Source organism: Paraburkholderia sp. MPAMCS5 (assembly GCF_036016995.1).
Taxonomy (GTDB): domain Bacteria; phylum Pseudomonadota; class Gammaproteobacteria; order Burkholderiales; family Burkholderiaceae; genus Paraburkholderia.
On record NZ_JAYXBK010000031.1, the window covers coordinates 1 to 10,863 of the forward strand.

Below are 10,863 nucleotides of genomic sequence, written 5' to 3' on the forward strand. Positions count from 1 at the left end.
TGCTGGAAGGCATTGCCTTCAGGGACGGCGAACCGGTGCAAGACGATCAACCCGGTCAGCAGAAACTCGCCGCCTGACGTCGCCGGCTATCAACCGCTCATACACCAGACTTGACCGTATCTCCCGCGCATACGCTGTGTTCAGGTTGATGTGCTCGGTACCGAGCACGTCTTCCATGGTGCGAAGCGCGTTGACCTGGCTGTACGCGGTACTGATAACGGAGTGCTTTTTGACGTAGGGGCCGACGACATAAGCAGTCGAGCGGTGGGAGTCGACGTGATCGGAACCGGCTTGCGAGTCATCTTCGACCACCACGATCAGCGTGTCCCTCGCATACGGGCTGTGTGCGACGGTTTCGATCAGCTTGCCCACCGCGAAGTCGTTATCCGCCTCTTCCTGTTCAGCCGAACCCATCTGACCGACATTCTGGGCATAGCTCCCGGTGTGGTCGGAGCCCATGCGGACGAGTTCAAACGAAGGGAGCTGAACGTCTGCGACGTACTGCTGGAACTCGCGGTTCCATTCGAGTTCGCGGAAGGTGTCCGGATAGGCCTGGTCGAAGCCGCGGTAGTACGGGTCAGTCAGATTGACGAGCGACGGCTTGAGCGAGTGAGCCTGGACGATGTTGGAAGCAAACGGAGTGAGCAGCGGGCTGGCGATCGTACCGATCGAGCCAACGTTGTTGACCATGCCGCCGTAATTGCGGACGGCACCGCCGGCTTGCAGCACCGCATCGTAAATGCTCGCCTTTTGATAGCCAAACGGGGCATCCGGAACCGATACGTCGGCGATACCGGGCAGCGCATTGGCCGTGCCGCCCGGCAACGCCGACGTCGCGCTCGTGAAATTGCCGTTGGTGGCGAAGTCGCGCATGGCGGTGCTGGCGAGGCCCACCGGCAGACCGCGGTTGCTGCCCTCGGACTCGTACGACATGCCGCGGCTCACGCCAGCGTAGTTCTCCTGCTGCGACACCTCCTCGGTTGGCGTGACGTGCGCGTGCTGCACCCACGACCAGCCGTCCATCGAACCGTCGCCCGGGTCGGTGAAGTTGTCGAGCGTGACGAAGTTGCTGGCGATGTTGTGGAAATTCGGCGTAGTCGCCTTGCCGTACATCGTGACAGTCGGATCGCCATTCGAGCCGTTGCCGAGGTCGCCGAGTATCTGGTCGAACGTGCGATTTTCCTTCACGACGTAGATCACGTGCCTGATGTGAGCACGCAGGAATTTCATCGTCTCGCGATCGCTGTCCGATTCCTTCACCGAATAGTGATTGTTTTCGTTGACCTGGGTGGTCAGGCGCTCGAGCGCGTCGCCCGTGGGGACCGGAGCACTGACGAGGCTGCTCTTCTCCAGACCGAACTGATACTGGGCCGAGGTACCCGATGTGTAGAGCGGGTTCGGGCCGGTGACCGATTTGCCGTTGATGATGTACATCTGCGAGCCATCGGCGCTCAGCGTAATGTCCTTCGGCGCATAGGCGGTCGGAATCATCCCCCGGACAGGGTAGCCGTTCTCGCTGGTAAGCGAGACGACAGCGATGGAGTTGTCGCCGTTGTTGACCGCGTACAAGGTCTTGCCGTCCTTTGAAACGGTGACGTTGACAGTATCCCGGCCGCTGTACTTCCTGGTGTTGCCGCGGCCCTCGTCATCGCCATCGCCGTTGTGTCTGGCGATGTTGATTGTCTTTTCGACCTTATGGCTCGCAGTATCGACGACGGCGATCTGATCGGCGTTCGACACTGCGACGTAGAGCTTCGACTGATCAGGTGAGAGGGTCATGCCGTAGGCGTTGCCCTTCACGGGGATGCGCGTGATGAATTGCGGCGCGGCGGGATTCGCCAGGTTCAGTACCACAACTTCGCGGTCACGCACCGACGAGATGAACGCGGTGCCGTCGGCTTTCAGGGAAACCGCCCACGGGTACTCTCCACCGGCGACGCCTTGTTGGCCCGACGTATTGAACGGACGCAGATCGTATTCCGACACGAGCGTGTTCGAGGTCGTGTTGATGACGGAGATCGAATCGTTGTAGTTGTTGGCCACGACGAGGGTTCGGCCGTCGGCGGAGACAGCCAGTCCACCGGCATTCGGTTTTACGCCCGAACCGATACCTTTGGTGTGATTCAGCGCGATGGCTGTGGTTTGAACCCAATTGGCCGCCGGCGCGGCCGAGGCGCGGCTGTACACATACACCTTGTCGTCAGCGCCGCCGGTGCCGTACAGAGTTTCGTTACCGTTCCAGGCGAGACCATCAAAGGCGTTGTTCTGGTGAATGACTTGTGCCAGCTTCGGGTTGGCTTTATTCGCGCCCGACACGTCGAACAGGAGGATGTACTGGGTGGAGTCAGCCGTGTCCAGCGTGCTGTTGTTTGTACCCGTGTAGACGGTGTTGTAGCCAGCGGTGATCACGGCCAGCGTATTGCCGTCGGGGCTGAGTTGAGACTTGATGGCACCGCTGATCACTTGAGTCGGCTTGGCCACGAGCTGCGGATTAAGCAACTGCTGGACCGCGCCCGGAATGGCTTTCGGGGAGATGAACTGACCGGTCGGAAGCAGTTCCATGTTGCTTTGAGGTTCTGCAACGGCTTGAACGGCCGTGAAAACCATGGAGCTGGTAAGTAATCCGAACGCAATGTGAGACTGGAAGATGCCGCGTTTTTTCATTTTTCATCTCCTGACGACGTATAAAGCCGAGGTGCCCGGTCCTGGACCATGCTGTGCTCTCGAATCTCTTCTGTTGCCGTGACGTTTGGAGCTGCTTGTGCTGAGCGCTCCTGTTTCCGGCATGGGGAATTTATCGTTTGCGCGTGTCAGGGGAGTGAAGTATCTGTGTCAGAGTATTATTGCTTCGGTGGACTATGGATCGGTAATTTGTGGTCGGAGCGAGGAAAGGATTGCAATTGTTGCGTGCAAAATCTGCCGGTGCCGCCCCATGTGTCCAGAATCGGGTGCAGCAAGACGAGCGTTGCGGCGAAAATATTTCGTAAGGAATATGACGCTGTGCATTCATACGTCGATGCTCTAATGAGGCCGCTTTCCCGAACCCATTGGCGCGTCGCTTCCCGTAGTCGAAGGGCGTCAGCGACATGACGCGAATGTGATTGCCTCTGCGCATGGGGCGCCGCGGCCATACCGGCAATACGAATCCAGATAGGAGCGACATATGGAATGGCGTCAGATGGCACTCGGTTCGTTCGCGGCTGCAGCATTCGCGTCTACAGTTGCCTGGAGTGCTGGTAATCAGCATGACCCAGGCCGGCAGGGAGATGTGCATACGGCTACTCCGATCAAACACCTGGTTGTGATCTACGGCGAAAATGTCTCGTTCGATCATTACTTCGCAACCTATCCCCATGCGACCAACCCTCCCGGAGAGCCCGCATTCAACGCACTGCCTGGCACCCCTGAGGTAAACGGTCTTTCCGACACGTTGCTTACCCGCAATCCGAATTTCACCAATCCGCGCAACGGAGCAGGCGCGACTAATCCGTTCCGTCTCGACCGTACGCAGGCGGCCACGGCTGACCAGAATCACGCTTATACGGCAGAGCAGCAAGCTTACGACAATGGCGTTGCCGATCTCTTCCCGAAGTACACGGGCAAGGAATCGAGTGGCGGCGCGGGTGCTTTTGGCACGACCGGCCAGGTAATGGGCTACTTCGACGGCAACACGGTCACTGCGCTGTGGAATTACGCGCAACGATTCACCATGAGCGACAACGCCTATACCTCGACTTATGGACCGTCGACACCGGGTGCGCTCGAAGTGGTTTCAGGGCAAACCAACGGTATGAAGGTTGTGCTCACAACGAAGCAGCCTTCGGCCGCGGGCTCGTACTATGTGAATGACGGGCAGGGCGGCTTCACGATGATCAATGACGTCGACCCAGCCCACGACGCCTGTTCGAGCACGACAGATACCGCCCGGATGACTGGCAAGAATATTGGCGACTTGCTGAACGCGCGCAATATCTCGTGGGGCGGCTTCATGGGCGGTTTCAACCTCGCGACGGTGAACCCCAATGGCACGACCGGCTGCAAGCGCAGCACGCTGTCCACGGTCGTCGGTTCGGCCACGGCTGACTATATTCCGCACCATAACTGGTTCCAGTACTACGCGTCGACGGCGAATCCGAAGCACTATCGTCCGAGCGAGGTCTCGGCGATCGGGCACAGCATGAAGAACGATGGCCTGACGCCGGACCCTGCCAATCACCAGTACGATACCGACGACTTCTTCGACGCGGTCAGTGCGGGCAATTTCCCCGCAGTGAGCTTCCTCAAGGCACCGGCCTATCAGGACGGTCACGCCGGGTACTCAGATCCGCTCGACGAGCAGGCGTTCGTCACGAAGGTGGTCAACTTCCTTCAGCAGCAGAAGGGCTGGGACGAAACGGCCGTGATTGCGGCCTGGGACGACTCCGACGGTTGGTACGACCACGCGTATGCGTTGCCGACGAGCGCGTCGTACGATGCGACTGCCGATCAGTTGAATGGCCAGGGAATTTGCGGCACGGGCGCCGCGGACAATGGCGTGAAGGGCAAACCCGTGAATGGCCGCTGCGGCCCGGGCACACGCATCCCGTTTGTCGTGATCTCGCCGTGGGCGAAGGAGAACTATGTCGACCATACGCCGATCGATCAGTCGTCGGTAGTTCGCTTCGTCGAAGATAACTGGCTTGACGGACAGCGTATTGGCGGCGGCTCATTCGACGCGAAGGCGGGCAGTATCATGGGCATGTTCGATTTCAATCGCCGAGGCGTTGGCCGCCATCAACGCAAGCTCTTTCTCGATCCGCAGACCGGCCTGGCTGTCGAAACGCCTCCGGGGAGCTGACATCGGGGCGAGGCTGTCGCCGCGATCGGTGGCCCTCGCCGGAAAAGATGACGACTCGGCATTTCATTGTGAGTGGCAAGTTTGAACGTTCGCATGCCTTCCCTGGCTGGAAGGCATGCGAACAACGAGGCAAATAGCAGTCGTGTCAGATGGTTTATCGACAGCGCGTTCAGCCGGCGGGCAGAACCGGGTGATGAGCCCGCGCTGGCGTTGAACGCGCCCGACTACTCGCTTACAGTCGGACACTGGTGGCCACTCGATCGCCAGTAGCGTGCCTGTCTCTTGTAATTCCGGGTAAGCCCTTGCTTCGAACACGCCCCCATCCCCTTACGTCTGTTGACGACGCCGTACTAACGCTCTCCCGCCCAACTACGCATTGCTGAACCCCTGCGCATCGGTCAGCTTCGCCACGGCGATCACATCTGCGTCCAGGTTCGAGGATTGCCGTTCTCTCTCCCAGGACCTCGCCAAAGAATGCCTGCGGGAGCTAATCCCGAGAACATCAAACGTTCCAGCGAGATCATCGAGCGCCAGGTGAAGCACATGTCGCACCTGGTCAACGACCTGATGGATGTCTCTCGCGTCACCAAGGGACTGGTGTCGATCGACAAGCACGAGGTGAGCGTGGCCTCCCTCGTGACGAGCGCAGTGGAGCAATCGCGTCCGTTGATCGAGGCGCGTGGGCAGGCGCTGACGCTCGACATCGAGGACGACACGCTTATAGTGCTGGGCGACCGTAGCCGGCTGATCCAGGTACTGACCAACCTGCTCAACAATGCTGCGAAATATACCCAGCAAGGCGGACGCATCGCCCTAACGGCACGGGTGCGCGACGAGCAGATAGAGATCGGCGTCGCGGACAACGGCATCGGCATGGACGCGAGCTTGCTGCCGCACGTATTCGAACTCTTCAGTCAGGCCGAGCGGACGCCCGACCGTGGCGAAGGTGGGCTTGGTCTGGGCCTCGCGCTCGTGAAGAGTATCGTCGCGCTGCACAACGGGCATGTCACGGCAAAAAGTGCGGGGCGAGGCATGGGCAGCACTTTCACAGTCTCGCTGCCTTTGCAGCAGCAGGACGATGCACGCGCCGCCGGACCGCACACCGACCGGACGGCGGCCTCGCGGCGCATCCTCGTGGTCGATCCTGCCGAAGAGGGCGACGCAGCACTTTGGGCAGAACTTTGGGCAGCGCTTCAGGCAGAGAGATACACGGTCGTGCTGTGTCACGACGGACCGTCCGCGTTGGCGAGCGCAAAAGGCCAGCACCCGGATGCGATCTTGATTCGTACCGATCTGCCCGGTCTGGACGGCCATGCCCTCGCGCGGCAACTGCGCGCGTTGCATCCGGATGAGCGGGCGTTATACATCGCGGTGAGCGGTCCGTGTCAGTCGCACGACAAGATCGTCGCGCGGGGCGCCGGCTTCGATCATCATCTGGAGAGGCCGGTGTTGATCGCGTCCCTGAGAAGGATGCTGAAAATCGGGCCGACGTAAAAGCGACGACGCCATGTCCTGGATAGAGGGACGGCCGTCGCACCTTTGCAGGCGGCTATCGAAATCGCTCATCGACGAGCGGCCTCCCGAGGTCTCGACGCTCAGGCTTCGTACGCCGGTCGCATGCGGCAGTGCGCGGCCCCAACGCGTCACTCGTCGCGGCTGCAATGTCGCCACCTATGCGACGGCGACGCGTTCGAGAACAGCCGTTTGACCGCCGCTCCCCGAATCAGAAGACTTGCCGCTGTCCGGCGGCTCGACACGATACGCGATGAGCCGCGTCGCCACCGAGGCGACTCGATAGCTGCGAGTTTGCGCCGCGACCCGACCGTCTCCGGTTGATCGCCGATCCTTGCTTTGATCGCTTCATGGCGGCCATGTGGTGCCGCGGGGGTTTGCCCCTATGTGGCGATAAACAAATGGAATTGCTTCACGAGGAAATTTGATTGGATTTCTAACGGATGCGGACCTATCGTGCGTTGTCCGATGTGGCAATGCGCGCGTTCGGATCGAGAAAATGGCCTCGCCGATAGAACAAAAAACTCAGGAGACTTACCCATGGAACAATCCTCCACGGCGCCGAGTGTGTCGGAGCCGGACGCCAGCGGCGCTCAGAACATCGCTTCCAGCGGACAGGCTTCGCCAAGGGTTCGGCGAATTCAGCGGACCGCGCTTGCTCTGCTTCTCCTGAGCGGGGTCATCAACTACATTGATCGCGCAACCTTGTCTATCGCGAACCCGCTGATCCGGCACGATCTGGGACTTTCGGTCGCGGAAATGGGTCTGCTGCTTTCGGCGTTTCTATGGGCTTATGCGTTTGCGCAACTGCCCGCGGGCGCGTTCGTCGATCGCTTCGGCGCGCGGGTCATGCTAGCCGTGAGCCTCGCGACATGGTCGGTGGCGCAAGCATTCGGCGGCGTCGTGAGCAGCTTCGGCCAGTTCTTCGCCGCTCGCATGGTGCTGGGAATAGGGGAGGCGCCGCAATTTCCCACGAGCGCCAAAGTCGTTCGCGACTGGTTCGGCAAGAAAGAGCGTGGCGCCGCGACCGGCATCTGGAACAGTTCTTCGACGCTTGGCACCGCCATATCGGCGCCTTTGCTCACGGTCGTCATGTTGACGGTGGGATGGCGATGGATGTTCGGCATCATGGGCATCGCGGGCCTCGGCGTGGCACTGTGTTTCTATCTCGTGCATCGCGACCCGCATCAGGTCGACTTGACGCAGCGGGAGCGCGCCTATCTGTCTGACTTCGATGGGGACGTCCAGAGCCGTCCGACCTGGCGCGAGTGGCGCCGTCTGTTCGAGTTCAGCACTACGTGGGGCATGCTGCTGGGATTCTTCGGCACGATCTACGTCTTGTGGCTGTACAACGCGTGGTTGCCGACGTATCTGCAAATGGAATTTCACTTGACCATTGCGAAGTCGGGATGGGTGTCGGCGGTTCCCTATCTCTTCGGCGTGGTGGGCAGTCTTTCTGGCGGAAAGATCTGCGACGTTCTCGCCCGTCGAGGAGTGTCGGCGATCAACAGCCGGAAGTACCCGATGGCGGCGTCGCTTGTCGGTGTCGCCGTGTTCACGGTACTGACTGGCCTCACGCACAGCGCGACAATGGCGGTCGTATTTATCTCGATCTCGATGTTGCTGCTGTATGTCTCGAGCAGTGCCGCCTGGGCGACGGCGTCCGTGGCCGCGCCTGCCAATTGCACCGCGTCCATCGGCGCCATGCAGAATTTCGGAGGCTACTTCGGGGGCGCGCTGGCACCGGTGGTCACGGGCTTCATCGTGCAGCAGACCAGCTCGTTCCACCCCGCGCTGTTCGTCGGGGCGGGCGTTGCCACTGTCGCGGTGATCGGTTATTGGCTGCTCGTACGCGGCCCGATTCCGCCGGCCGCGCTTACCCGCGACGCGTAGCGGCAAGAGAATGCTGCCGCGAGCGAGAGTCTGGGCTCTCGCTCCGCTCAGCAACGATCACTCAGGTAGTGCGGCAGGAAGCTCGATGTCATAACGCTGCGCGCACGCTTGAAGTGCCGGGGCGATGCTCGGGTGCAGTGCGACTCCATCGCGCAGTTGTTCGCGCTTGAGGCTCAGGCCGCGATCGCCCGGCATCCGCACACCTGCCGTTCCGGGGCGGGGCGGATTATCCCGGCATGCCTCGCCGAGCCAGTCCATCTGCCGCACGAGCGCGGCGAGACCGCCAAAAGCCGCTGGATCGTATAGCGACAGAAACACGGTGGCGCCCCATCCATCGGCGGGATCGGCTCGACCGTGGGCTGCCAGACCTCCCGTCAGCGCCTCGATCAGCAACGCCAGCCCGAAGCCCTTATGTCCCCACGTCATGCCGCCAATCGGCAGGATCGATCCCGGCGGCTCGGCAGAGAGCACGCCGGGATCGCGGCTCGGCTGCCCATCCGCATCGAGGAAGCATGCTTCCTCGAAGAGTTGTCCTGCTTTATGCCGGCGCGCGGTCATGCCGTTCGTCACGGTCGATGAAGAGATATCGATCAGAAACGGCGTGCCCGAGGTTGGAATGCCCGCTGCGATCGGATTAGGTGTAAATACGGACCGCGTGCCGCCGTGAGGGGCCACGCTTTGCACCGCCGGGTCGGAACTGCTGAGCACGATCATGAATCCGTCGGCAGTGGCTTTTGCCAGATAACTGGCAAGGCAAGCGATGTGGTGGCTCCTCCGGATCACCAACGTCGCGCTGCCATATTCCCTCGCCCTCGGCGCCAGTGTTTCGATGCCGCTGAGAACCAGCCACGGCCCCGGAAGACGCCGGCCATCCCACAACAGGCTGGCGCCCCGGTCTGACACGACCTCAGGCTCGCCAACGCAGGTCATCGCGGCCTTCTCGATCTCACCGATATAAGCGGGCAGCAGCGCGAGGCCGTGCGTGTCATGTCCCATCAGGTCGCCGTCTACCAGCGTACGGGCGACTGCTAGCGCCTTGACGTCCTCCATTCCGGCCCTGAGCAGCAGACGCTGGGCGAAGCCTTGCAGTTCGTCGGCGCAGTATCGGACTTGTGTATTCATCGTGATCGCGTCAGTGAGAGTAATTGTTCGAAGACTATCGGGCGCATAAAGGCCGGATGCGCTCCAGATTGTCCATTGAGCTTTTGATAAGCGTCCAATTGCGAATTGGGTAAAATCGATTCCATCTGGTTATGAGTCGGGATGTGCTAACGCCTATGTCGCAGAACTCCACCGTCTCCGTTACCCAAGTGCTGACAAGGCTGCGCTTCAGGCATCTCCAGTTGCTCGAACTGCTCGGACGTACGCGCAATCTCCGCATCGCGGCGGAGCAGATGCACATCACGCAGCCGGCCGCGACGAAGATCCTGAGCGACCTCGAGGCGATGTTCGGTGCGGCGCTCTTCGAACGGCTACCGCGCGAAATGAAACCGACCGATCTCGGTACGCTGTCCGTGCGCTACGCCAGCACGACGCTGTCCGATCTGGGCAAATTCTCCAGCGAGTTCGCCACACTGAAGAATGGCGGCTATGGTCATCTGACGGTAGGCTTCATTCCGGCTTCCGCCGCGCAACTCGTCACCGAGGCGATCAAGGAGATCCAGCGCCGACGCCCGAGACTCATCATCAAGCTGGTCGAGCAAAGCAGCGATCAGCTTGCAACATGGCTTGAGGAAAGGCGTCTCGATGTGATGGTCGGGCGCCCGACCGACCCCCGACACGAAGCGCTTTTCCATATGGTCGATCTGCTGGCGGAGCCGGCGCGTGTGGTCGCCGGGCGGCATCATCCGTTGCTGAAGCAGCGGCGCATGGAGATCACCGACCTCGGCGAGTGGCCGTGGATCTTGTATCCGCAAGGGACCGCCATGCGGCAGCTATTTGAAGAGACGTTCGCGGCGGCCGGCATGGTCGCGCCGGTGGGCATCGTGGAAACGCCCTCGATTTTTTCGACGCTGGAGTTGCTGCAGGCCACCGACATGATCTCTCTTCAACCGCAGGCAGCGATGAACAAGTACGTCAATCATGGCCTTCTAGGCTATCTGAACGTCCCTATACGGCGGACCATGTCGAACTACAGCGTCATTACGCGAAAAGACGAAGGCACTTCGCAAGTGATGAACGAATTTGTCGCCATCCTCCTCGCAATCGCCGCGCAATGCCAGGTCGGCGACATGACGGTCGCGAGAGCGCGTTTCCCGGTTCCTTAACCAGAGTAATCAGGGGAACGGGAGTAACGAGAGTAACGAAAGTAACGAGAGTAACGAGAGTAACGAGGGGCAGCGTCCGCATTCTTTTCATGTGCCAAAGTGCCGCCCGCACTGCGACGGGCGGCACCGCATTGGCACGAGACGGCCGAGGGCGTGTGGAAACTGCTTTTCGGTGGCTGCGAGCGAGTTCGCCAGCCCGATCGATCGATCTTGGCGAATCGGGCGCACGCTAGCGTAAGGTATCAAGCGCAAAAAAGCCCCTCGGGGCCTTAGGTTTCACCTCTTCTCATCGCCTTTATTGTCCCGGCAACCCCAAGTATCTTCATGACGCGCTTCAGGTTGTACGCCAATACC

At 60.7% G+C, this 10,863-nt stretch carries 6 protein-coding genes; 4 read left to right on the forward strand and 2 right to left on the reverse strand.

Annotated elements, in window-relative coordinates; genetic code table 11:
• Positions 1 to 18 precede the first annotated feature (18 nt).
• Positions 19 to 2,664, reverse strand: a complete 2,646-nt coding sequence (locus tag VOM14_RS31175; protein ID WP_327632555.1) for a bifunctional YncE family protein/alkaline phosphatase family protein — start codon at positions 2,662 to 2,664, stop codon at positions 19 to 21.
• A gap of 514 nt (positions 2,665 to 3,178) precedes the next feature.
• Here VOM14_RS31175 and VOM14_RS31180 point away from each other — a divergent pair.
• The 3 genes from VOM14_RS31180 (at position 3,179) to VOM14_RS31190 (ending at position 8,242) form a co-directional block, all read left to right on the forward strand.
• Positions 3,179 to 4,837 (forward strand): phospholipase C, encoded by a 1,659-nt coding sequence (locus VOM14_RS31180; RefSeq protein WP_442955615.1) that lies wholly within the window; start codon positions 3,179 to 3,181, stop codon positions 4,835 to 4,837.
• 543 nt (positions 4,838 to 5,380) lie between these two features.
• Positions 5,381 to 6,331, forward strand: coding sequence for an ATP-binding response regulator (locus tag VOM14_RS31185; RefSeq protein WP_327632556.1), 951 nt, complete (start codon positions 5,381 to 5,383; stop codon positions 6,329 to 6,331).
• Between the two features lie 558 nt (positions 6,332 to 6,889).
• Entirely contained in the window at positions 6,890 to 8,242 is a 1,353-nt protein-coding gene (locus VOM14_RS31190) for an MFS transporter (RefSeq protein ID WP_327632557.1), read from the forward strand.
• A 57-nt stretch (positions 8,243 to 8,299) separates the two neighbouring features.
• Here the strand turns inward: VOM14_RS31190 and VOM14_RS31195 are convergent, their stop codons facing one another.
• Positions 8,300 to 9,364: an Ldh family oxidoreductase gene (locus VOM14_RS31195; protein ID WP_327632558.1), complete on the reverse strand. Its 1,065-nt coding sequence runs from the start codon at positions 9,362 to 9,364 to the stop codon at positions 8,300 to 8,302.
• 155 nt (positions 9,365 to 9,519) lie between these two features.
• On the opposite strand from VOM14_RS31195, the gene VOM14_RS31200 reads away from it, so the two are divergent.
• Complete coding sequence (locus VOM14_RS31200; protein ID WP_327632559.1) at positions 9,520 to 10,509, forward strand: LysR family transcriptional regulator; 990 nt, start codon at positions 9,520 to 9,522, stop codon at positions 10,507 to 10,509.
• Positions 10,510 to 10,863 lie beyond the last annotated feature (354 nt).